Origin of the sequence: Pandoraea fibrosis (assembly GCF_000807775.2) — a bacterium.
GTDB classification, from domain to species: domain Bacteria; phylum Pseudomonadota; class Gammaproteobacteria; order Burkholderiales; family Burkholderiaceae; genus Pandoraea; species Pandoraea fibrosis.
The window spans coordinates 978838-1001357 of the sequence record NZ_CP047385.1; the positions used below are offsets into that span (position 1 = coordinate 978838).

The 22520-nt window shown below is 64.0% G+C and carries 19 protein-coding genes; 10 read left to right on the top strand and 9 right to left on the bottom strand.

Annotated elements, in window-relative coordinates; all coding sequences use genetic code 11:
* Positions 1-104 precede the first annotated feature (104 nt).
* Genes sctR through PI93_RS04360 form a run of 5 tightly spaced genes read left to right on the top strand, consistent with a single transcriptional unit; the run spans position 105 to position 4088 of the window.
* Positions 105-755, top strand: a complete 651-nt coding sequence (gene sctR, locus PI93_RS04340) for a type III secretion system export apparatus subunit SctR (RefSeq protein WP_039374561.1) — start codon at positions 105-107, stop codon at positions 753-755.
* 19 nt (positions 756-774) lie between these two features.
* Complete coding sequence (sctS, locus tag PI93_RS04345) at positions 775-1041, top strand: type III secretion system export apparatus subunit SctS (protein ID WP_039374559.1); 267 nt, start codon at positions 775-777, stop codon at positions 1039-1041.
* Positions 1042-1046: 5 nt separating this feature from the next.
* Positions 1047-1889: a type III secretion system export apparatus subunit SctT gene (gene sctT / locus PI93_RS04350; protein ID WP_052241023.1), complete on the top strand. Its 843-nt coding sequence runs from the start codon at positions 1047-1049 to the stop codon at positions 1887-1889.
* Positions 1890-1896: 7 nt separating this feature from the next.
* Complete coding sequence (locus PI93_RS04355; protein WP_080759432.1) at positions 1897-3057, top strand: EscU/YscU/HrcU family type III secretion system export apparatus switch protein; 1161 nt, start codon at positions 1897-1899, stop codon at positions 3055-3057.
* Positions 3054-4088, top strand: coding sequence for a lytic transglycosylase domain-containing protein (locus PI93_RS04360; protein ID WP_236105727.1), 1035 nt, complete (start codon positions 3054-3056; stop codon positions 4086-4088). Before PI93_RS04355 ends, PI93_RS04360 begins: the two co-directional genes overlap by 4 nt.
* A gap of 72 nt (positions 4089-4160) precedes the next feature.
* On the opposite strand, the gene PI93_RS04365 is transcribed toward PI93_RS04360, so the two are convergent.
* Positions 4161-4772, bottom strand: a complete 612-nt coding sequence (locus PI93_RS04365; RefSeq protein ID WP_039374558.1) for a glutathione S-transferase family protein — start codon at positions 4770-4772, stop codon at positions 4161-4163.
* Positions 4773-4936: 164 nt separating this feature from the next.
* Here PI93_RS04365 and purB point away from each other — a divergent pair, with 164 nt between their 5' ends.
* Complete coding sequence (gene purB, locus PI93_RS04370) at positions 4937-6310, top strand: adenylosuccinate lyase (protein ID WP_039374603.1); 1374 nt, start codon at positions 4937-4939, stop codon at positions 6308-6310.
* Between the two features lie 83 nt (positions 6311-6393).
* On the opposite strand, the gene PI93_RS04375 is transcribed toward purB, so the two are convergent.
* A complete protein-coding gene (locus tag PI93_RS04375) occupies positions 6394-8730 on the bottom strand; it encodes a fused MFS/spermidine synthase (RefSeq protein ID WP_144400490.1) in 2337 nt (778 codons plus the stop codon).
* A 135-nt stretch (positions 8731-8865) separates the two neighbouring features.
* Here PI93_RS04375 and PI93_RS04380 point away from each other — a divergent pair, with 135 nt between their 5' ends.
* Positions 8866-9315: a c-type cytochrome gene (locus PI93_RS04380; protein WP_039374555.1), complete on the top strand. Its 450-nt coding sequence runs from the start codon at positions 8866-8868 to the stop codon at positions 9313-9315.
* A 102-nt stretch (positions 9316-9417) separates the two neighbouring features.
* Here the strand turns inward: PI93_RS04380 and PI93_RS04385 are convergent, their stop codons facing one another.
* From PI93_RS04385 to queA, 6 genes are all read right to left on the bottom strand, one after another.
* On the bottom strand, positions 9418-10104 hold the full coding sequence (locus PI93_RS04385) for a cytochrome b/b6 domain-containing protein (protein WP_039374554.1): 687 nt from the start codon (positions 10102-10104) through the stop codon (positions 9418-9420).
* Positions 10105-10266: 162 nt separating this feature from the next.
* Entirely contained in the window at positions 10267-11244 is a 978-nt protein-coding gene (gene secF / locus PI93_RS04390; RefSeq protein ID WP_039374553.1) for a protein translocase subunit SecF, read from the bottom strand.
* 24 nt (positions 11245-11268) lie between these two features.
* The gene (gene secD, locus PI93_RS04395; protein ID WP_039374551.1) at positions 11269-13161 is read right to left on the bottom strand and encodes a protein translocase subunit SecD; all 1893 of its coding nucleotides are present in this window, start codon (positions 13159-13161) and stop codon (positions 11269-11271) included.
* A 134-nt stretch (positions 13162-13295) separates the two neighbouring features.
* Positions 13296-13562 (bottom strand): preprotein translocase subunit YajC, encoded by a 267-nt coding sequence (gene yajC / locus PI93_RS04400; RefSeq protein ID WP_233179920.1) that lies wholly within the window; start codon positions 13560-13562, stop codon positions 13296-13298.
* 234 nt (positions 13563-13796) lie between these two features.
* Positions 13797-14927, bottom strand: coding sequence for a tRNA guanosine(34) transglycosylase Tgt (tgt, locus tag PI93_RS04405; protein WP_039374548.1), 1131 nt, complete (start codon positions 14925-14927; stop codon positions 13797-13799).
* Between the two features lie 145 nt (positions 14928-15072).
* Positions 15073-16155: a tRNA preQ1(34) S-adenosylmethionine ribosyltransferase-isomerase QueA gene (gene queA / locus PI93_RS04410; RefSeq protein ID WP_039374547.1), complete on the bottom strand. Its 1083-nt coding sequence runs from the start codon at positions 16153-16155 to the stop codon at positions 15073-15075.
* Positions 16156-16257: 102 nt separating this feature from the next.
* Between queA and recG the strand changes: the two genes are divergently transcribed.
* The 3 genes from recG (at position 16258) to PI93_RS04425 (ending at position 21536) form a co-directional block, all read left to right on the top strand.
* Positions 16258-18579, top strand: coding sequence for an ATP-dependent DNA helicase RecG (gene recG, locus PI93_RS04415; protein ID WP_039374545.1), 2322 nt, complete (start codon positions 16258-16260; stop codon positions 18577-18579).
* A 177-nt stretch (positions 18580-18756) separates the two neighbouring features.
* Positions 18757-19701, top strand: a complete 945-nt coding sequence (locus PI93_RS04420) for a LysR substrate-binding domain-containing protein (RefSeq protein ID WP_039374543.1) — start codon at positions 18757-18759, stop codon at positions 19699-19701.
* Between the two features lie 386 nt (positions 19702-20087).
* Complete coding sequence (locus tag PI93_RS04425) at positions 20088-21536, top strand: catalase (protein WP_039374542.1); 1449 nt, start codon at positions 20088-20090, stop codon at positions 21534-21536.
* A 122-nt stretch (positions 21537-21658) separates the two neighbouring features.
* On the opposite strand, the gene PI93_RS04430 is transcribed toward PI93_RS04425, so the two are convergent.
* Positions 21659-22309, bottom strand: a complete 651-nt coding sequence (locus PI93_RS04430) for a thiamine phosphate synthase (RefSeq protein ID WP_236105729.1) — start codon at positions 22307-22309, stop codon at positions 21659-21661.
* Between the last annotated feature and the right edge of the window lie 211 nt (positions 22310-22520).

Below are 22520 nucleotides of genomic sequence, written 5' to 3' on the forward strand. Positions count from 1 at the left end.
TGCTTTGTCCTGCCGCGTTCCACCTCGTCTCGCGTTGCCACGCGGCGTCGACACCGCGTGGCATGCGCATCTGGCCGCCGTCAACAACGCATATTGGAGTTTGCATGTCCTTGCTCGACCACCCGGTGCAGCTCATCGTGTTGCTGTCGCTGCTATCGATCATGCCGCTGCTGGTGGTGCTGGGGACTGCATTTCTGAAGCTGGCCGTGGTGTTCGCGCTACTGCGCAATGCGCTGGGCACGCAGCAGATTCCCCCCAACATCGCCATCTACGGGCTATCGCTCGTGCTCACCTGTTTCATCATGGCCCCGGTGGCGTTCGACATCGAGGCCAATCTCGAGACACGTCCCGTGTCGCTGTCGTCCACGAGTGTTGTGGCCGATGTCGACGCGAGCATCCTGTCGCCGTACCGAGCGTTTCTCACCCGCCATACCGATGCGAGGCAACGCGACTTCTTCGCGAACATCGCGAGCGAGACGTGGCCGCAGGCGCATCGTGCTCGCCTCGCGCCGGACTCCCTGCTCGTGCTGATGCCGGCCTTCGCGCTGAGCCAGCTGGCCGAGGCGTTCAAGATCGGCCTGTTGCTGTATCTGCCGTTCGTCGTGATCGATCTGGTGATCTCGAACATTCTGCTCGCGATGGGCATGATGATGGTCTCGCCCATGACCATTGCGCTGCCGTTCAAGCTGCTGATCTTCGTGATGATGAACGGATGGGAGCAGTTGGTGCGTCAGTTGATGCTCTCTTACGCATGACGGCCCCCGGAGCGCACTCATGAGCGAAGCCGTCGTTGTCAATCTGACGAGCGAGATGTTGTGGCTGACGCTGCTCCTGTCGCTGCCGACGGTCGTGGTGGCGTCGGTAGTCGGTGTACTCGTCTCGCTGGTGCAGGCGCTCACGCAGGTGCAGGACCAGACTGTGCAATTCCTCATCAAGCTCATCGCCGTGTCGGTCACGCTCGCTGCGACCTATGCGTGGATGGGCCATGTGCTGCTCCACTACGCGGGCAACGCGTTCGAGCAGATCAGCCGGATGCGGTGAACGGCATGGCGACCTCTCTCGTGCCGGGCATGGACCCCGCACTCGACACGGTGCTCTCGCCGTTGTGGGGCGACCTCTACGGCTGGCTGGTCGCGTGGGGCGTGGCCATGCTGCGCCCGCTGGGCATCGCGATGCTGCTGCCGGTGCTCTCGGTCGGCATGCTCGGCGCGGGCATGCTGCGCAACGCGCTGGTGCTCGCACTCGCGTTGCCGGTCGTCGCCCTGGTGCATGCCACGCCCGACATGCCCACGCATTGGGGGGCGTGGGCCCTGCTGATTCTGCAAGAGCTATGCATCGGGGGGCTGCTTGGGTTTGCCGCCGCGTTGCCGTTCTGGGCCGTCGATATGACGGGGTATGTGATTGACACGATGCGCGGCGCGTCCATGGCGAGCGTGCTCAATCCGTTGATGGGGGCGCAGTCGTCCGTCTTCGGTGTCGCGCTCACGCAGATGCTTTGTGTGCTGTTCTTCATCACCCCGGCGGCGCATGCCATGCTCACCGCGCTGTATGAGTCCTACGTCGCGTTGCCGGTCGGCAAGCCGTGGCAATGGCATGACGGCAGCGTGGCGTGGTTGCTCACGCTCTGGCAGGCGATGCAAGTCATGTGCGTGGCGGTTGCCCTGCCGGCGATGGTCGTGATGGTGCTCGTCGACATGTCGATGGGTTTCGTCAATCGCGCCGCGCAGCAGCTCAATGTGTTCTTCCTCGCCATGCCGGTGAAAAGCGCCATGGCGCTGCTGGTCACGGTGGCGAGCCTGCCGTTTGCCATCGCCGTGCCGCTCGCGGGTTGGTATCGCTTGCCCGATGTGTTCCGCGCCTGGACCACGCTGACGCTGCCCGCATCGTGAGACGCCCATGAGCGAAAAGAGTCAGCCGCCTACCCCCAAGAAGATCAAGGACGAACGCGCCAAAGGCCGTGTCGCGAAGAGCGCCGACCTCGCGGTGTGCATGCAGCTCGGCGTGGTGCTTGCTTGGCTGACGTTCGAAGGCCCCGCGCTTTATCAAGCGATGGAGGCACTCGTGTCGCGCATGCTGGCGGTGCTGAACGATCCGGTCGACGACGCCGTGCGCGGCATGCTGGGGCCGTCGCTGCTGCTTCTGGTGCGTTTCGGCGGCGGACTCGCGCTGCTGTTGATCGTCACGACCTGGCTGGCCATGGTGATGCAGGTCGGGGCGCTCGTGGCGCCAGAGGTGATTCGTCCCAAGTACGAACGCATCGATCCGATCGCGAAGGCCAAGCAACTGTTCTCGATGCAGTCGCTCTTCGAGTTCGGCAAGTCGCTCGTCAAGGTCGGCGTGCTGGGGATGGTGTTCTTCTATCTCATCCGGCAATACACGCCTTCGCTGGCGGCGCTGCCGCAATGCGGCCCCGCGTGCGGCATCGCGCTGACGACCCGGTTGTTGTTCTGGCTGATGGCCGTGCTTGTCGTTGCCTACGTGGTGTTTGGCGGACTCGACCTTGCGTATCAGAAGTATCAGTTGCACAAGCAATTGAGGATGTCTCATGACGAGATCAAGCGCGAATCGAAAGAGGTCGAGGGCAATCGGGACCTCAAGAACAAGCGCCGCGACATTCACCGGGAGACGATCGAAAGCGGCAGTCTGTCGAACAATGTGAAGCGCTCGACAGCTGTGGTGCGAAACCCGACGCACATTGCGATCTGCCTGCGCTATGTGCCCGGTGAGACGCCCGTGCCGCTCGTAATCGAGAAGGGCCGCAACGCCCGCGCACGGACGATCGTGCGGCTCGCCGAGCGCGAAGGCGTACCGGTGGTCGAGCATGTGTCCGTGGCGCGTCGCCTGATGAGCGATGTCGAGATCGATGCCCCCATTCCTACCGATTTGTTCGACGCGGTCGCGGCGATTCTGCGGCTCGCGCTCGATTTGCCATACGAAGTGCGGGCAGTGCAGGACGAGCCGGCAGGCCAGAGCGGCGATCCGATGTCGGCGGAGCGTTCCGGAGATGGCGACACTTCGGCCAAGTCGACGCGTATCGACGGGAGGCGGCGGGTATGAGTGCTCCTCTGTGCCTGGTTTCACGTATGGGGGCGCTCGGCTGCCGGTCGTTGCGGTGGGTCGTGTTCGTGATGGGGGTGCTGAGTCTGTCGACACCCGCGACGGCCGGCAATCGTGGATTGTTGCCGCTTCATCCGCGCGTGGCCGATGCACGGCTTCTGGTGCCCGAGCCACGTGCCATCGTGAACCCGCCGTCGCCGCTCGTAGACGCCCGCGTTACCGCGGACGTTCCCGTGGTCGACGAACCCGACACGCCAAAGTCGGCACCGATCCCTTCCACAGAAGCGCTGGCGTCAGCAGAGCCCGCGGCAACGGAAGCGCCGTTGGCCCTCGCACCGACGCCGATGGCGTCTTCGCAAGCACGGCCCTTCGACATGCTGGTACAACGCGCTGCCGAAGTGGCGTCGGTCGATGCGGCACTGCTACACGCGATTATCGACGTCGAGTCGGGATACGATCCGCAGGCGGTGTCCGGAAAAGGGGCGATCGGGTTGATGCAGGTGTTGCCCCGCACAGGGGAGCGTTTCGGCGTGCGGCGTCTTGAGGACCCGGCCGAAAACGTGCGTGCGGGGGCGTCCTACCTCCGCTGGCTGCTCACGCGCTTCGATGGCGACCTGCCGCTGGTGCTGGCGGCCTACAACGCGGGGGAGGGGGCTGTACTGCGCTATGGGCGTCAGATACCGCCGTTTCCCGAGACGCAGAACTACGTTCGCAAGGTGATGGCGGGGTATTCGCGTCTGCGCACCACGAATGGGCCGGAGACGGTTGAGCCGCAGCGACATCGGGTGCCGCGGGGCAGCGCGTCGCGGCGTCCGGCCATCGGGGATATCGCGACAACGCGTCCGGCCCCGACGCCCTCGCCGAAGGCTCCCCATGTGACACAGCCGGCGAAGGCTGCGCAGACCGACGACGTCGCGGCGGATCGCGCGTTACGTCTGTTGCGAGGCTTGGGAACGTTGCTGACCCGCAGCCCATCGGTCGAAGCGGCGGGCGGGCGCACACGCGACCAGCCTGCGGTGCTTATGCCTTGACGCAATGAGGCAATGACGCGGTGACGCCGTGCGCATGGAGCCCGGCTGCCAGCGCAGTTCGGGCGGGGGGGCTTACAGCGACGGGACGGTGTCGGCGACCGAGGCGCGGGCAGACATGCGCTCGAAGTGCTTGGCGAGATTCGGATTCGCCTCGCGCCAGTGGATTTCCGGGTAACGGAAGTCCAGATAGCCGAGGGCGCAGGTAACGGCCACGTCGGCCAGTGTGAGGCGATTGCTTGCGCACCACTGGCGTTCGTTCAGCCCTTGTTCCATGGCGCGCAGTCCTTCCTCGATCTTGCTGAGCTGCCGCGCGATGAGCGCGGGTGAGCGCGACGCTTCGTCGTGGAACAGCGTCTCGACGCGGATCTGCACGGCGGCGTCCGTCAGGCCGTCGGCGAGCGCTTCCCAGCAGCGCACTTCGGTGCGCTCGCGCCCCGACGGGGGAATGAGCTTGCCGACCGGCGAGAGCGTATCGATGTACTCGCAGATCACCCGCGAATCGAACACGGCTTCGCCGTCCTCCATCACCAGACAGGGCACTTTGCCCAGGGGATTGGACTGCTGGATACGGGTGTCGTCGGCCCACACATTCTCTAGCTCGAGCTTGTAATCGAGCTTCTTTTCAGCCAGCACAATGCGGACTTTGCGAACGTAGGGACTGGCGAGGGCACCGATCAACTTCATGTGAATCCTTGATAAATCGCTTGAGCGCGGGGGAGAGTATAACGTGTGGTCCGGACCGGTCGCCGCCGGCCTCGGGAGGGTTGGGGCCGGGAATGGTAAAATACTGGCCTTTCCGAGTTGGCGCCTCGCCGGCTCCCCGGTTTTCTTTTTCGGTGCCCAGTGCCATGTCCGACGAATTCTCCCCATTGACCGCGCTTTCCCCGCTCGACGGCCGTTATGCCAGCAAGACCGACGCTCTGCGTCCGTGGCTGTCCGAAGCGGCATTCATGCGTCACCGCGTGACGGTCGAAATCCACTGGCTGATCGCCTTGTCCAAGGCCGGTTTCGCTGAAATCGCCCCGTTCTCGGCCGATGCGGAGACGTTCCTGCTGAATCTGGCAACGAACTTCTCGAACGCCGATGCACAGCGCATCAAGGACATCGAGAAAGTCACCAATCACGATGTGAAGGCTGTCGAGTACTGGCTCAAGGAAAAGGTCCAGGGTCAGGCCGAACTCGAAAAGGCCAGCGAATTCATCCATTTCGCCTGCACCTCGGAAGACATCAACAACACCTCGCACGGCCTGATGATCAAGGGGGCTCGCGACACGGTGATCGTGCCAGCACTCGAATCGCTGGTCACCAAGCTCGGCGAACTGGCGCGCGAACACGCATCGCAGCCGATGCTCTCGCGCACGCACGGTCAGCCGGCGTCGCCGACCACGCTCGGCAAGGAACTGGCCAACGTGGCCGTGCGTCTGGCCCGTGCGCTCGAGCGTGTTCGCCGCGTTGAGCTGCTCGCCAAGATGAACGGTGCGGTCGGCAACTACAACGCCCACCTCTCGGCCTACCCGGAGTACGACTGGGAGGCTTTCTCGAAGGCTGTCATCGAGCAGCGTCTGGGCCTGACGTTCAACCCATACACGATCCAGATCGAACCGCACGACTACATGGCCGAGCTGTTCGACGCCGTGGCCCGTGCGAACACCATCCTGCTCGATCTGAACCGCGACATCTGGGGTTACATCTCGGTCGGCTACTTCAAGCAGAAGACGAAGGCCGGCGAGATCGGTTCGTCGACCATGCCGCACAAGGTCAACCCGATCGACTTCGAAAATTCGGAAGGCAACCTTGGCTTGGCCAACGCCGTGCTGCGCCATCTGGCCGACAAGCTGCCGGTCTCGCGCTGGCAGCGCGACCTGACGGACTCGACCGTGCTGCGCAACATCGGCGTGGCGTTCGGTTACAGCCTGCTCGCCTACGACTCGTGCCTGCGTGGTTTGGGTAAGCTCGAAGTCAATCCGGCGCGTCTGGACGAAGACCTAGACAACACGTGGGAAGTCCTGGCCGAGCCGGTGCAGACCGTGATGCGCCGCTTCGGCATTCCCAACCCGTATGAGCAACTCAAGGAGCTCACGCGCGGCAAGGGCATCACGCGCGAAGCGCTGCAAGCGTTCATCGGGAAGCTGGATATTCCGGCCGACGCGAAGGCCCGTCTGCTGGAAATGACGCCGGCGAACTACATCGGCATCGCAGAGTCGCTCGCGAAGCGCGTCTAACCCGCGCCGTTGCTTCAACGAAACGGGCCGCTTCTGCGGCCCGTTTTGCGTGGTGGGTTGCATCCCGATCGCCGTTGCTCAAGTCATTCAATCCCGTAGCGAAAGCGCCATTCCGAACCCATGTTGTCGTCCGTGATGGCGGTGACATCCTGCGTTTGCGCGAGGATCGTCCGGCAGGAGGGCATGGGGGGCGTTGTGCCAGTGTCAGCAGTGGCGATATCCGGGCCAGGGAAGCGCTGTGCGAACCCGCGCAGATAGTCCCGGTGGGCCGGATTGTCGGGATCGATGACCGGCTTGCCGTCGATGCGCCATGCGAGCATTGCCTCGCGCCAGCGAGACAGATCCCAACGGATGGGAGACGTCGACAGCACGAGGTTGTTGCCCAGCATGACCCCGTTGCCAAACACCTCGCATCCCGTGCGTTGTACCCGTTGCGAACTGGTGGTGTTGTACATCAGTACCCCATCAGGAGCCAGCCGGTCGCGTGTCAGCGTCAACATCTCGCGCGACAGCAGCAGCGACGCATGTGCCCGCATGAAGAACGTTGTGTTCATGACGATCATGTCGAACGGCTGAGCGCGATATTGCCGCAGCCATCGGCGGCCGTCGTCGGTGATCAGCGTGACCTTGGGATTGCGCAACAGCGAGGCGACGTTCGGATGCTGGTCGATCAGCGTTGCGTAGCCGTCGTTGAGTTCGACGACAGTGAGTGACTCCACGCCCGGCATGTTCACCAGTACCTGTGCCCACGAGCCGGAAGACAGTCCGACCATCAATACCCGACGGGGGGCGGGAGGCGCGGCGGCCGCGAGTCCATATGGACGGAACACCATGTTGGTGTCGTTGATCGGATCAACGTTGAACTTGCCGTCGTACATGCCCCCGCCGTAGACCGTGCCGTCGGCCGCAACGGTGACGATGCCGTGGCGATTTTCGAGCACGTCAACGACGGCCGAGGTGTCCGTCGCGCTCTTGTATTCGAGCGCACCGAACAGGTCGCGGGTCATCGGCGGCACGAGCCATGCCGCGCACAACGCAAATACCAGCGCAGCCACCGTGTATCGACGCCGCATGTTGCGAGGAGTGCCCGGCAGCACCGAGGCGAAGCGTCCCAGCGTTACGGCACCCGCCAGTGTCAGGCCGATGGAGATTTGTACGAGCCCAAAGCACTGCATTGCGACGAAGCCGGTGAAGAGGCTGCCGCATGCGCTGCCGGCGATGTTCGCCAGGTAAAGCTGGGATGTCCTCAATCCCGCGCGATGATCGGGGGCGATGGACAATTGGGAGAGCAGCGGCAGCAGCGTTCCCCATGCGGTGCCAATGCTGAACACCGCGAGGTACAGGAACGGGAAGAGGGCCACCGGACTACGCACCGCCAACGCCCCGGCGATCGGAAGAAGCGCAGCGCTGACGACAATGGCGGCTAGCTGCGTATTGAGGATGCGATGAGCAAGCCTGGGCAGGTTGCCTGCCGCATCGCCACACCAGCGCCCGGCGGCCTGTGCGCCCATGGCGAGTCCTGCCAGAAACATTGCCAGTGTTGTCGCGAACGCGCTCGCGTTGCCGCCGCTGGCAAACGAGATTGTGCGAAACAGGAAGACCTCGAACGACATGGACACGCCGCCGCCCAATGCCGCGAGCCAGAGGCATGCGCCAAATTTCACAGCGAGCGGTGCGCCCGTCGAGGTCCAAGCCGCCGGTGTTTCAGTAAGTCTTGGCGATGCCATCACCCCGCCGTTTGTCGACGCACGCGAACGCAGGTAGGTCGCGAGTGCTGAAGCGGCGATGGTCGCATTGATGGCGGCCGCGAGATAGGTTGCCGCTCGCATCCCTGAGAAAGGAAAGATCAGAAAGGAGGCAATCACACAGGCAGAGGCCGCGCCCAATGTGTTCATGCAATAGAGACGCCCCACGCTCTCGCCGGTGCTGCCGGAGTGGATGACCCAGTGACGTACCAACAGCGGCAGTGTCGCCCCCATCAGCATCGTTGGGGCAATGACAAGGGCAAGCGTGATCAGCGCCATGCTCGGCAACGATGTCCCCAACACCCTATCGCTCACCCATGCGAGCACCGGGAGCGATATTGCACCAAGCGCGGCAATCGACAGCTCGATCAACGCGAACACGCGCAGGGTCGCCAGCCCCGTGCGGGTCGACAACCAGCCACCCGCGAGGCTGCCGCATCCCAGTCCGATCATGAACGCGGTGACGATCACCGTGACCGCCTCGATCTGCACCCCGAAGATTTCCGCCAGCACGCGTTGCCAGACGAGTTGGTAGATCAGCGCGGGAATGCCCGAACCGAAGAACATCAGGCAGATGAGCGTAGCTTCCCTTGCCGATGCAGGCGATTCTTGGGTAGTGCATGGGCTGCCGGTACCGGGTGCCGTGGCTGAATGCGGGGGCGATTCTATCGTCATGTTCGGTTTCCAAAATGAAAAACGACACGGGAAAGCGGCGGCCCGGCGGCGAAGACTCAGTGAGTCGGGGATGTCATACACGACGCTGGGTTGCTGTGTATCATAGCCGCATAACCCATAAGGAGAACCCCACAGATGAAGCTCACTTTCGCAGTTGCAGCGCTTGCCGCCGCCGTTGTGCCGGCCCTCGCTCAAGCCCAGTTCGCCAAGCCCGACGACGCCGTAGAGTATCGTCAGTCGGCGCTCTTCCTGCTTGGCAATCATTTCGGCCGCATCGGTGCCGTCGTCAAGGGCGACGCCCCGTTCAACAAGGACGACGTAGCGAAGAACGCCGAACTCGTCGCGACCCTGTCGAAGCTGCCGTGGCCGGCGTTTGAAGGCGGTCAGACCACCGCCAAGAGCAAGGCCAAGCCGGAAGTCTTCGCCGACAAGGCGAAGTTCCAGCAGGCCGCCGAGAAGATGGAAACGGCCGTGGCGAAGCTCAATACCGTGGCCAAGGGCGGCGACCTCGCCTCGATCAAGACGGCGTTCGGCGAAGCCGCGCAAACCTGCAAGAGCTGCCACGACAATTTCCGCGCGAAGTAAGCGTCATCTGTCTGCATGAAAAAAGCCGGTCGTGCTCAGCGACCGGCTTTTTTCATGGGCGACGAGGCGATGCGTGCGCCGCCCGCGCATCGTGGTGCGCCGTCAGTAAGACGGTAACGACGCCACCGCCGGGGTCAGGTGTACGATCCGGTACACCAGCGCCGAGGCCAGCACGATCAGCACCAGCGCCCCTGCCCGCACCCGCCAGTCGTCACGCGCCGGATGCACCGGTGCGGCGAGCGGCTTGTCGCCCACGATCATCGGCTTGATCAGATCCTTCTTGCGCGCAATGCGGTAGTACAGGATCGCAAGCACATGCAATGCCACCAGCGCCACCAACACCCATTGATTGCGCAGATGCCAGCCAGTGAGCATGTCGCTCGTGTCCTTGTCGATGAATTTGACGAGCGGGCCGTCGTTGAAGATGTCGTCGTTCGAGAACAGGCCGAGCACGACCTGAATGCCGAAGAACAGCAGCATGGCGATGACCGACAGGCCACCCAGCGGCGTGTGGCCCGCGAAGCGAGCGTCGGTGTCCGGCGCGTTGCGCAGCGACCGGAAGAACGCGCGCGGCCCGGCGATGAAAGCACTGAAGCGCGCATAGCGTGGCCCGGCGATGCCCCACACCAGGCGGAAGAGCAACAACGCGAGCACCGCATAGCCGCACCAGAAGTGATAGACCATCGCGTTGCCGCCGGTTTTGGCGGTGACATAGGCGGCGACGGCGAACACGACGAATGACCAGTGGAACAGGCGGGTGGGCAGGTCCCAGATGCGGATCGGCTTCATTGGCGTGACGTTTCGTAAATGGCGAATCCCGCGAGATTACCGCAAGCCCGGCGCGGCTGCACGTTCGGGGGGGCGACTTCGTGCCGGAACACGGGGGGCAGTCGGACGAAAAAAAACCGCAGGACGCGCCGGCGGTTTTTCTGACGAAGCGTTGCGAGCCGGTCAGACTCGTGCGCCGAAGTTCGGGTCGTTGCGATCGATGCCGTCTTCCTCGTCCTTGTTGCTGTGCTTGATGAGGTCTTCACGCTTCACGCCGAACCACATGGCAAGCGCTGCCGCCACGAACACCGACGAGTAGATACCGAACAGAATACCCACGGTCAGGGCGAGCGCGAAGTAGTGCAGCGTCTGGCCACCGAAGAAGAACATCGACAGCACCATCATTTCCGTACTCGCGTGCGTGATGATGGTACGCGACATGGTCGTCGTGATCGCGTGATCGATGACTTCCTGCACCGTCGCCTTGCGCATCTTGCGGAAGGTCTCGCGAATCCGGTCGAAGATCACGACCGATTCGTTCACCGAGTACCCCAGCACCGCCAGCACCCCCGCCAGTACCGCCAGCGAGAACTCCCACTGGAAGTACGCGAAGAAGCCAAGAATGATCACCACGTCGTGCAAGTTGGCGATCACGCCGGCCACCGCGAATTTCCATTCGAAGCGGAACGACAGGTAGATGATGATGCCGACGACCACGAAGGTCAGCGCCAGCAGACCGTCCGTGAACAGCTCGTGACCAATCTGCGGGCCGACGAATTCCACGCGACGCAGTTGCACGTCGGGGGCGTCGGCCTTGAGCGCGGTCATCACGGCGTCGCTCTGCTGCGCGCTGGTGATCTGCTTGCCGTCGGAGCCGGTCTGAATCGGCAGACGGATCATCACGTCGCGCGAGGTGCCGAAGCTCTGCACCTGCACGTCGCGATAGCCGAGCTTGCCGACTTCGCCCCGGATCTTCTCGAGATCGGCCGCCTGCGTGTAGGCCACTTCCATGACCGTGCCGCCGGTGAACTCGATCGACAGGTGCAGGCCCCGCGTGAGCAGGAAGAACACCGCCGCCACAAACGTGAGCGCCGAGACAACGTTGAAGATCAGGGCATGCCGCATGAACGGCACGTCTTTCTTGATGCGGAAAAATTCCATGACTGTTTCCTCTCGCGCCTGCGGTTATTGCTCGCCTGCGTCGGGTGCGTTTGTCGCACCGTCCGGGCGCCAGACCTGACCGATCGCCAGCGTCTTGAGCTTGCGACGGCCGCCGTACCACAGGTTGACCAGACCGCGCGAGAAGAACACGGCCGAGAACATCGAAGTCAGGATACCCAGGCAGTGCACCACTGCAAACGCGCGCACCGGGCCCGAACCGAACGCCAGCAGCGCCAGACCGGCGATGAGCGTGGTCACGTTCGAGTCCACGATCGTCGCCCACGCATGCTCGAAGCCCAGCGAAATCGCTTTCTGGGCCGATGCCCCCGCACGCAACTCTTCGCGGATACGTTCGTTGATCAGCACGTTGGCGTCGATGGCCATACCGAGCGTGAGCGCGATAGCGGCAATGCCCGGCAGCGTGAGCGTGGCCTGCATCATCGAGAGCACGGCCACGAGCAGCAGCAGGTTGAACAGCAGGGCGATGACCGAGAACACGCCGAACAGCATGTAGTACATCATCATGAACAGGGCGATGGCGACCAGGCCGTACAGCACCGAGTTGACACCCTTCTGCACGTTATCGGCACCGAGGCTCGGGCCGATCGTGCGTTCTTCGATGATTTCCATCGGCGCGGCCAGCGAACCGGCGCGCAGCAGCAGCGCCAGATCGTTGGCGCCTTGTGCCGAGCCCATCCCGGTGATCTGGAAGCTCTGACCCAGTTCGCTGCGGATGTTGGCCACCGTCAGCACTTCGCCCTTGCCCTTCTCGAACAGCACGATGGCCATCGGCTTGCCGATGTTGTCGCGCGAGACATCGCGCAACACACGGCCACCTGCGGCGTCGAGCTTGATGTTCACGGACGGCTGCTGGTGATCGTCGAAGCCTGCCGACGCGCTCGTGATGCGATCGCCGCTGAAAATCACCTGACGCTTGAGCATCACCGGTGCGCCATTGCCGTGCAGGAACAGTTCGTCCTGCGGCGGCACCGGCGTATCGGCCGACACGAGGCGCGGTGCATCGGGATCCGCCAGACGTGCTTCGAGCGTTGCCGTGCGACCGATGATGTCCTTCGCCTTGGCGGTGTCTTGCACGCCGGGCAACTGCACCACGATGCGGTCCGGGCCTTCCTGCTGAATCACCGGTTCGGCCACGCCGAGTTCGTTCACCCGGTTATGCAGCGTGACGATGTTCTGCTTGACGGCGTTGTCCTGCACCGCGCGGCGTGCGGCCTCCGTGAACGCGCCCACGACCTTGAACGTGCCGTTCGGGCCGGGTTGCGTGGTGTACGAAAGGTCGGGCAGGCCATCAGTGAGGGCGGTGCGGGCACGGTCTGCATCGTCCTGGCTGCTGAAGACGGCTTCGATGCCGGTATCCGTGCGCGTCAACCCGTTGTGGCGGATGTTCTTGTCGCGCAGCAGCGTGCGGGCGTCGGCGGCGGCGGCATCCAGACGCTTGGTGATGGCGCCGGCCATATCGACTTGCAGCAGGAAGTGGACCCCGCCGCGCAGGTCGAGGCCGAGATACATCGGCAGCGCGTGGATTCGGGAAAGCCATTCCGGCGAGGCCGAGAGCAGGTTGAGCGCAACCACGTAGGTCGGATCGGTTGCGTCGGTGTTGAGCGACGCCTGAAGAAGATCCTTGGCGCGAAGCTGCGTGTCGGTATCGGAGAAGCGAATACGCACGCTCGGGTTGTTGCCCGTGCTGTCGAACACGGCGCCGTTATAGGCAATGTTCTGTGCCTTGAGCGCGTCTTCGGCGCGCGAAAGCGTCGAGGGATCGACCTTGACGGTCGCCTTGACGCTGGAAATCTGTACTGCCGGTGTCTCACCGAACAGGTTCGGCAGCGTGTAGAGCACCCCGATGGCAAGTGCCACCAGAATGACGATGTATTTCCAGAGAGGATAGCGATTCATAGCAGCGGGCTAGGGTGATGCCTCGTGGCAAACCGTGCTTCGGACCGGCCGGCACGGCAACGCGGGTCGCCACGACCGGCGTCGCCATGCACTGCGGCCGCCGGGAGGGCGGCCGCGAGCGGTTGCGCGAAGGATCAGAGCGCCTTGATGGTGCCCTTCGGCAGCAGGGTCGTGATGGCGCCCTTCTGCACGTTGATCTCGACGTTCTCTGCGATCTCAACGGTCACGAAGGTCTCGCCGACCTTCGAGATACGACCGGCCAGGCCGCCCGACGTCACCACTTCGTCGCCCTTGGCGAGCGCAGCCAGCATGTTGCGGGTCTCTTTCTGGCGCTTCATTTGCGGACGAATCATGATGAAGTACAACACCACGAACATCAGCACGAGCGGCAGGAAGCTCATCAGGTTGCTGGTCGGACTGGCAGCGCCTGCCGTCTGAGCGAAGGCTTCGGAAATCAGCACGTTCGGTTCTCCTTATGTAAGACGTGTAAAAGCCGCGTGTGGCCGGTCTTGCGGACACGCGCGGCGTGTGTTTCGGTGCGAGGATGCAGGATCCAAGCCCGGCATTTTACCACTGCCCGACCCCGTTCCCCCGGGGATTCGGTGCCCATTTCAATCGTTGTCGGGCCCCGGCCATTACTGCACGCCGCGCGCGCGATCGGCCCGGAACTGGGCAACGAACGCGTCGAAACGGTGAGCTTCAATGGCATCCCGGATTTCCTGCATCAGCGTGAGATAGTAATGCAGGTTGTGAATGGTATTGAGCCGCGCGCCCAGAATCTCCCCGGCTCGCTGCAAGTGGTGCAGATAGGCGCGCGAGAAGTTTCGACAGGTGTAACAGCCGCAAGTTTCGTCCAGCGGACGTGTGTCGGTCTTGTGCGAGGCGTTGCGGATCTTCAGATCGCCAAACCGCGTGAAGAGCCAGCCGTTGCGGGCGTTACGCGTGGGCATCACGCAGTCGAACATGTCCACGCCCGCCGCCACACCGGCGACCAGGTCTTCCGGCGTGCCCACGCCCATCAGGTAGTGCGGCTTGTTCGCAGGCAGACGCGGCGCCACGTGCTCGAGCACGCGCATCATGTCTTCCTTGGGCTCGCCGACCGACAGCCCGCCAATCGCATACCCATGGAAATCGAGCTCGGACAGCCCGGCTAGCGATTCGTCGCGCAAATGTTCGTACATGCCGCCCTGAACGATCCCGAACAGCGCGTTCGGGTTCTCGAGCCGGTTGAATTCGTCGATCGAGCGCTTGGCCCAACGCAGCGACATGCGCATCGACTGGCCCGCTTCGACCTCGGTGGCCGGACGGCCGTCGATCTCATACGGCGTGCATTCGTCGAATTGCATGACGATGTCCGAATTGAGCACGTGCTGGATCTGCATCGAGATTTCCGGCGAGAGGAAGAGACGGTCGCCATTCACCGGCGAGGCGAATTTCACCCCTTCCTCGCTGATCTTGCGCAACTCACCCAGGCTGAACACCTGAAAGCCACCCGAATCCGTGAGGATGGGACGATCCCAGCCCATGAAGCGGTGCAGGCCGCCGTGCGCGGCAATCGTCTCCAGCCCCGGACGCAGCCAGAGGTGGAAGGTATTGCCGAGGATGATCTGGGCGTTGTTTTCAACGAGTTCGGCCGGCGACATCGCCTTGACCGAGCCGTAGGTGCCGACCGGCATGAAGATGGGCGTCTCGACCACGCCGTGGTTGAGCGTGACGCGCCCCCGGCGGGCTTGCCCGTCGGTGGTGATGAGTTCGAACTTGAGCATGTGTCGTGCGCCCCGGCACCACCGGCAACACAAGCCGGCGCCCGCGCGGGACGTCAAAAAAAGCGGCCAGCGCCCCATGCGCGGCCAAGGCGCTATTGTACCGGGTCGAACGGCCGTCGATCGCGGATCTGACGGCCGTGCGGATTCAGGCGGCGGCTTGCGGCGCGTCGCGCAACGTCTCGCGCGAGAGAATCATGGCGTCGCCGTAGCTGAAGAAGCGATAGCGCTGCTCGATAGCGTGGCGGTAGGCCGCGCGGATCGTCTCGACACCCGAGAATGCGGAGACGAGCATGAGCAACGTCGATTTGGGCAAATGGAAGTTGGTGACGAGACGCTCGACCAACTGGAAACGGTAGCCCGGCGTGATGAAGATGTCCGTCTCGGCGCTCCCGGCGCGCAAGGTGCCCGGGGCGCCGCCGGCGGCCAGCGTGGCCTGCGCCGCAGACTCCAGCGCACGCATCGATGTCGTGCCGACCGCGATCACACGTCCGCCGCGCGCGCGGGTGGCGGCAACGGCGTCGACCAGTGACGGCGTGATCTCGTACCACTCCGAATGCATCTTGTGCTCGCCGATGTTCTCGACCCGCACCGGCTGGAACGTGCCTGCGCCAACATGCAGCGTGAGCGCGGCGCGCTGCACGCCCAGCGCGTCGAGGCGGGCGAAGAGGGCGTCGTCGAAGTGAAGGCCCGCCGTCGGCGCGGCCACGGCGCCCGGATTGCGGGCGTAGACGGTCTGGTAACGCGTTTCGTCCGCGGCGTCGGCGTCGTGCTCGATGTACGGCGGCAGCGGCAGGCGGCCGTAGGTTTCGAGCAGCGTGTAGCAGTCTTCGGGGAAGTGCAGCGTATAGAACGGCTCGACGCGCTCGCCGACCGTCACCTCGAAGGCATCGGCCAGACGCAGCACGGTGCCGGGCGCCGGGCTCTTGCTCGCCCGGATCTGGGCGAGGGCGGTGCGGTTGTCGATCACGCGCTCGACAAGCACTTCGATCTTGCCTCCACTCGCCTTCTGGCCGAACAGACGGGCCTTGATGACACGGGTGTCGTTGAACACGAGCAGGTCGCCGGGGGCGAGCAGGCCGGGCAGATCGGCGAAGTGCCGGTCGTACAGATGGGGTGGCGTGACACTGCCATCGACCTCCAGCAAGCGGCTGGCCGTGCGCTCGGCGAGAGCGGTCTGCGCGATCAGTTCGGGCGGCAGGTCGAAATCGAAATCGGAAAGGGTATACATCAGCGTTTACAATGCGTAGCAACCGACATTTTACTTGGTTCGTCCGAAGGCTTGCCGGCACGGTGTGTGCCGCACGGGCGAACGCCCCCGACTCGCGACTGCATGACCGAACGCAGAATGCCCGCCACCGCGCCTGACGACGCCCCTGCCGACCTCGTGGATCTTGCCGATGCCGCAGGCGCACAGGCAGATGCCGCGTCCCGCCCCGCTGCGAAACGCGCGCGGCGCACGTCCGCCGAGACTGACACGCCAACCGGCGCGCACGCTTCCGAGCCCGAGCCCAAGTCCGCCAAGTCGGGAAAGACGGCGAAGTCTTCCCAATCCGCCAAATCCGCAAAAGACGCCAAGCCCGCCGCACGCAAGACGGCTGGCTCCGCCACGGTCGACAAGCTCGCCAAACTGGGTCTGAAGCGCGACATCGACCTGATCCTGCATCTGCCGATGCGCTACGAGGATGAAACCACGCTGCGCAAGATCGGCGACGTGCTGCCCAGCGAACTGGCGCAGGTCGAAGGCGTGGTCACGGCGAGCGAAGTGGCGTACCGGCCGCGCCGTCAGTGGGTAGTACGCATCGCGGACGACGGCCACGAGCTCGTGCTGCGTTTTCTGAATTTCTACGGCAGCCAGCAGAAGCAACTCGCCATTGGCACGCGCGTGCGGGTGCGCGGCGAAGTGCGCGGCGGTTTTTTCGGACTGGAGATGGTGCACCCCGCGTACCGCGTAGTGCAGGACGCTGCGGCGCCGCTTCCCGAATCCCTCACGCCGGTGTATCCGAGCGCGGCTGGCTTGTCGCAGGCCTATCTGCGCAAGGCGATTCACAACGCCATGGAGCGCACCCCGTTGCCGGAGTTGTTGCCGACGGGGCTGCTTCAGCGCGCCATCGGCCCTGACCATCCCCTCCCGGCGCTGGCCGATGCCGTGCGGCTGTTGCACGCGCCGCCCCCTAACGTGTCGGAGACGGCGCTCATCGAGCGTTCGCATCCGGCATGGTTGCGCATCAAGTGCGAGGAACTGCTCGCGCAGCAACTGTCGCTCAAGCGGGCGCAGGCGGCGCGCCGGCGTCTCGCGGCGCCGTCCTTCGGCAAGCCCGTGCCGGGCGGTTTGCTCCAGCGTTTCGAAGCTGCGTTGCCGTTTCGTCTGACGGGCGCGCAGCAACGCGTGTGGGCAGAAATTCAGACCGATCTGGCCGAACCGCATCCGATGCAGCGTCTGTTGCAGGGCGACGTGGGCAGTGGCAAGACGATCATCGCGGCGCTGGCCGCGGCGCAGGCGATCGACGCCGGCTTTCAGGCGGCGATCATGGCGCCGACCGAAATCCTCGCGGAACAGCATCTGCGCAAGCTCTCGGCGTGGCTCACGCCGTTGGGCGTGGAGGTCGCATGGCTGGCCGGCAGCATGAAGGCCAAAGAGAAGCGCGAAGCGCTCGCGCGCGTGGCGAGCGGCGAGGCGCAACTCGTCATCGGCACGCACGCGATCATTCAGGACACGGTCACGTTCGCGCGTCTGGGCATGGCGGTCGTCGACGAACAGCACCGGTTCGGGGTGGCGCAACGTCTCGCCCTGCGCAGCAAGATGCAAACGGCGGGCATGGGGGCAAACGCCATGCCGCATCAATTGATGATGAGTGCGACGCCCATTCCGCGCACGCTCGCGATGACCTACTACGCCGATCTCGATGTCTCCGTGATCGACGAGTTGCCGCCGGGCCGCAGCCCGGTCGTCACGAAGCTGATCAGCGACACGCGCCGCCCCGAAGTGATCGATCGCGTTCGGGCGGCGGCGCTGGCCGGACGTCAGGTGTACTGGGTGTGTCCGTTGATCGAGGAAAGCGAGGCGCTGCAATTGCAGACGGCCGTCGACACCCACACCCAATTGGTCGCGGCGCTGCCCGAACTGCGCGTGGGACTCGTGCACGGACGTCTCTCCCCGGCAGAAAAAGCCGCCGTGATGGATGACTTCACGCGCGGCGACACCCATCTGCTGGTGGCGACCACTGTCATCGAAGTGGGCGTGGACGTGCCCAACGCGTCGCTCATGGTGATCGAACATGCGGAGCGCTTCGGACTTGCGCAATTGCACCAGTTAAGAGGACGCGTCGGGCGGGGCTCCGCAGAATCCGTTTGCCTGCTGATGTACGCGTCGCCATTGTCGATGGGCGCGAAGGCTCGCCTGCAAACGATGCGCGAGACGACCGACGGTTTCGTCATCGCGCGGCGCGATCTGGAAATCCGCGGGCCGGGTGAGTTTCTCGGGGCGCGGCAGTCGGGCGCGGCCATGCTGCGCTTCGTCGATCTGAATGAGGACGCGTGGTTGATTCCTGGGGCGCAGGAAGCGGCCGATGTGCTGCTGAAGTCCCATCCCGGCGCGGTGGCTGCGCATCTGGAGCGCTGGCTTGGGGCGCGGGAAGACTATCTGAAGGCGTGAACGCTGGCCTTGGTTGGCTCTGGCTGGGCGTCTGTGCGGCGGCGAGGGATGGGGCCGGATCGGGGGGATGACGATGAGCGCGTCGCCCGAAAACGGGCAATTGCCGCTCGATTGTGCTATAAAAAACAAAATCTATCGATTGCGGTACTTCGATTAATTTACACAGGTTAGGACGACATGACCCTCACGGAACTCAAGTACATCGTGGCGGTGGCGCGTGAACGCCATTTCGGTCGCGCGGCGGAAGCCTGTTTCGTCAGCCAGCCGACGCTCTCGGTGGCCATCAAGAAGCTCGAAGACGAGCTGAACGTACAGATTTTTGAGCGTGGCGCGGCGGAAGTGAGCGTGACGCCCCTCGGCGAGCAGATCGTCGCCCAGGCGCAACGCGTGCTCGAGCAGACCATCGCCATCAAGGAAATTGCCAAGCAGGGGCGCGATCCGCTGGCCGGGCCGCTGCGTCTGGGCGTGATCTACACGATCGGGCCGTATCTGCTGCCCGCGCTCGTCAAAGAGATGATCGAGACTACGGCGCAGATGCCGCTCATGCTGCAAGAGAACTACACGCTCAAGCTCATCGAGTTGCTCAAGCAGGGCGAGATCGATGCCGCGATCATGGCGCTGCCGTTCCCCGAGAGCGGCCTGATGGTGCGTCCGCTATACGACGAGCCGTTCGTGGTGGCGCTGCCGCGCTCGCATCCATGGGCCGATCGCACGCAGATCGATGCCGGCGACCTCAAGCAAGAGACGATGCTTCTCCTCGGCAGCGGCCACTGCTTCCGCGATCATGTGCTCGGCGTGTGTCCGGAGCTGATGCGCTTCTCGCAGAACGCCGATGGCATCCAGAAGACGTTCGAGGGCTCGTCGCTCGAAACGATTCGCCATATGGTCGCAAGCGGTGTCGGAATTACTGTCCTGCCGAAGACGTCGGTGCCGGACACGCAGGCCCCCGACAGCTTGTTACGCTATGTGCCGTTCTCGGCCCCGGTGCCGGACCGTCGCGTCGTGCTGGCGTGGCGCAAGAGCTTCACGCGTCTGCCGGCCATCGAAGCGGTGGCTCAGGCCATTGCCCGCTGCCATCTGCCGGGCATCATCCCGCTCGATCTGCCGGCGACGTCGAACTGACGCCGCGTTGAGGGGGCGCTGATAGAGCGCTGACCCATCGGGGCGACCCCGTCCCGAGATCCCTGAATTCGCCATACGCCGCTGCCTTGTGCCGCGGCGTATTGCTTTTGCCTATTAAATATATAAAAACGATTAATTCGACCGTTTTAATAAAAATAATTAATCTTGAGTCACTCGTTTGAAACCGCCCCGCCCAAGCGATGAGGGTCCTTCAGACGATGATCGCTGCCCCCGCAGCACGACGCATTCGAGGTGCCGACGATGACCCAACTGAAGGCCTATTTGCACGACATCGAAACCACGCTGAAACCCATACTCGCCGACTTCGCGCTCATGAGCGCCTGAGTCTCGCGAGATTGCCCGATCAGGAAACAGGAGAGCGTCACATGTCAGAAACGAAAAAACTCACTACTGCCGCCGGTGCACCGGTGCCCGATAACCAGAACACGATGACGGCCGGCCCCCGGGGCCCGGCGCTGCTGCAAGACGTGTGGTTTCTCGAGAAACTCGCCCATTTCGACCGCGAGGTCATTCCGGAGCGTCGTGTGCATGCGAAGGGGTCGGGCGCCTTCGGCAAGCTCACCATCACACACGACATTACGAAGTTCAGTCGGGCTCGCGTGTTCGAGGCGGTCGGCAAGGAAACGCCGGTCTTCCTCCGTTTCTCCACGGTCGCCGGTGAGCGCGGCGCGGCCGATGCCGAACGCGATGTGCGCGGTTTCGCCCTGAAGTTCTACACCGACGAGGGGAACTGGGATCTCGTAGGCAACAACACGCCGGTGTTCTTCGTGCGCGATCCGCTCAAGTTCCCCGACTTCATCCACACGCAAAAGCGCGATCCGAAGACGAACCTGCGCAATCCGACGGCCGCATGGGACTTTTGGTCGCGTCACCCCGAGTCGCTCCATCAGGTAACGATTCTGATGAGCGATCGCGGCTTGCCGGCGAACTATCGTCAGCAGCACGGCTTCGGTTCGCATACGTTCAGCTTCATCAACGCCGCGAACGAACGCTTCTGGGTGAAGTTTCACTTCAAGTCGATGCAGGGTGTCGAGAACCTCACGAACGCGCAGGCGGCAGAGGTCGTGGCGGGGGATCGGGAGAGTGCGCAGCGTGATCTGTTCGCGTCGATCGAGGCGGGCGACTTCCCGCGCTGGCGCATGCAGGTGCAGGTGATGCCCGAGGCAGAGGCCGAGACCTATCGCATCAACCCGTTCGATCTGACGAAAGTGTGGCCGCATGCGGACTACCCGTTGATCGACGTAGGCGTGCTGGAGCTGAACCGCAACCCGGAGAACTACTTTGCCGACGTCGAGCAAGCGGCCTTCAATCCGGCCAACGTGGTGCCGGGCATCGGCTTCTCGCCGGATCGCATGTTGCAGGGACGCCTGTTCTCTTACGGCGACACGCAGCGCTATCGACTGGGCGTGAACCACAGCGCGATTCCGGTCAATGCGCCGAAATGCCCGTTCCACAACAGCTTCCATCGGGATGGCGCGATGCGCGTGGACGGCAATCTGGGCAGCACGCCGAACTACGAACCGAATCGCTACGGCGCGTTTGCCGAGCAGCCGGAATTCCGTGAGCCGCCGCAAGCCGTGGGTGCCGTGGCCGATCGCTTCGATCACCGCGAGGATGACGACTACTACTCGCAGCCGCGTGCCTTGTTCCATCTGTTCGACGATGCGCAGAAGTCGCGGTTGTTCGGCAATATCGCCGCCGCAATGCAGGGCGTGCCCGACGACGTCGCCGAGCGTCAGATCGGTCACTTCGCCAAGATCGATCCGGCGTATGCGCAAGGGGTGATCGCAGCACGTCAGGCGTTGCTGAAGTAACGCACGGATGTCGTAACACGACGCTTGGCGAAGTTGGCGGGGACGGGTAACACCGTCCCCGTGCAGGCGTTGCGGCTGGCGCTCGCGAATCGTGGCGAACGCGAGATCGGATACGGAATACGTCAGGCCGCTGGCCAGAAGGCACGGATCGCCGCAATACCGTAGGCGCCAGCATGACGAGCGCTCATGAGCGTGTCGGCGCGCATGCCGCCGAGGGCGAAGACCGGCAGCGAGGTTTGCGCAGCAAGTGCGGTGAATGCGGGCCAGCCGAGCGGTGTCGCGTCGGGGTGCGTGGCGGTGGCAAGTACGGGGGAGAGCGTGACGAAGTCGAGTCCCAACGCCGTGGCATGGGCGAGTTGCGCGGCGTTGTGACAGGCGGCGCTTATTAGCTTCCAGCCCGCGGGGCGTGCGTGACTGGCCATCAGCCGATCGCTGGTCAGGTGCCAGCCATCGGCCTGCGGCACGGTGCCGGCGTGAACACCGTTCGCGGCGTCGAGCCAGAGGTCAGCAACGTCGTGCGGCGGGTTGAGGATGAGTTGTGCCCCGGCGGCATGCGTCAACGCCAGCGCACTCTCTGCCAGCGCACGATAGCCGTCGGCATCGAGGGATCGATTGCGAAGCTGTACGAGGCGCGTGCCGCGCGCGAGCGCTTGTGCGAGCTGCGACGAAAACGTGGCGATCTGCGCACGCGATGCGACGTCGGGCGTGACCAGAAGCTGGCGGGGCAGGGCGAGTTGAGCGGGGTTCGAGGTGTCGTTGACGAGGGCGCTCACGCGGGATGTTCCGGCGGGATGGGTGGGCATCGGCAGGCGGTTGGCGGACTCTGCTGCGCCGCAGTCGCGGCGGGTATGCGCGCAGTGTACCCGGAATGGCGGATTGAACGTCTCGAGGAAAGTACGGAGGTGCGGGGCACGCGTCGGCCTCCGCCGACATTTTCATGACAGGGTTCCCCCCATGTATGAAGGGGGCACCATAGCAAACGGA

What these genes read in the sequence shown, in the direction of transcription:
- sctR (WP_039374561.1), top strand. Translation starts at nt 105, where the DNA reads ATGTCCTTGCTCGACCACCCGGTGCAGCTCATCGTGTTGCTGTCGCTG.
- sctS (WP_039374559.1), top strand. Translation starts at nt 775, where the DNA reads ATGAGCGAAGCCGTCGTTGTCAATCTGACGAGCGAGATGTTGTGGCTG.
- sctT (WP_052241023.1), top strand. Translation starts at nt 1,047, where the DNA reads ATGGCGACCTCTCTCGTGCCGGGCATGGACCCCGCACTCGACACGGTG.
- PI93_RS04355 (WP_080759432.1), top strand. Translation starts at nt 1,897, where the DNA reads ATGAGCGAAAAGAGTCAGCCGCCTACCCCCAAGAAGATCAAGGACGAA.
- PI93_RS04360 (WP_236105727.1), top strand. Translation starts at nt 3,054, where the DNA reads ATGAGTGCTCCTCTGTGCCTGGTTTCACGTATGGGGGCGCTCGGCTGC.
- PI93_RS04365 (WP_039374558.1), bottom strand. Translation starts at nt 4,772, where the DNA reads ATGAAGTTGATCGGTGCCCTCGCCAGTCCCTACGTTCGCAAAGTCCGC.
- purB (WP_039374603.1), top strand. Translation starts at nt 4,937, where the DNA reads ATGTCCGACGAATTCTCCCCATTGACCGCGCTTTCCCCGCTCGACGGC.
- PI93_RS04375 (WP_144400490.1), bottom strand. Translation starts at nt 8,730, where the DNA reads ATGACGATAGAATCGCCCCCGCATTCAGCCACGGCACCCGGTACCGGC.
- PI93_RS04380 (WP_039374555.1), top strand. Translation starts at nt 8,866, where the DNA reads ATGAAGCTCACTTTCGCAGTTGCAGCGCTTGCCGCCGCCGTTGTGCCG.
- PI93_RS04385 (WP_039374554.1), bottom strand. Translation starts at nt 10,104, where the DNA reads ATGAAGCCGATCCGCATCTGGGACCTGCCCACCCGCCTGTTCCACTGG.
- secF (WP_039374553.1), bottom strand. Translation starts at nt 11,244, where the DNA reads ATGGAATTTTTCCGCATCAAGAAAGACGTGCCGTTCATGCGGCATGCC.
- secD (WP_039374551.1), bottom strand. Translation starts at nt 13,161, where the DNA reads ATGAATCGCTATCCTCTCTGGAAATACATCGTCATTCTGGTGGCACTT.
- yajC (WP_233179920.1), bottom strand. Translation starts at nt 13,562, where the DNA reads ATGAGCTTCCTGCCGCTCGTGCTGATGTTCGTGGTGTTGTACTTCATC.
- tgt (WP_039374548.1), bottom strand. Translation starts at nt 14,927, where the DNA reads ATGCTCAAGTTCGAACTCATCACCACCGACGGGCAAGCCCGCCGGGGG.
- queA (WP_039374547.1), bottom strand. Translation starts at nt 16,155, where the DNA reads ATGTATACCCTTTCCGATTTCGATTTCGACCTGCCGCCCGAACTGATC.
- recG (WP_039374545.1), top strand. Translation starts at nt 16,258, where the DNA reads ATGACCGAACGCAGAATGCCCGCCACCGCGCCTGACGACGCCCCTGCC.
- PI93_RS04420 (WP_039374543.1), top strand. Translation starts at nt 18,757, where the DNA reads ATGACCCTCACGGAACTCAAGTACATCGTGGCGGTGGCGCGTGAACGC.
- PI93_RS04425 (WP_039374542.1), top strand. Translation starts at nt 20,088, where the DNA reads ATGTCAGAAACGAAAAAACTCACTACTGCCGCCGGTGCACCGGTGCCC.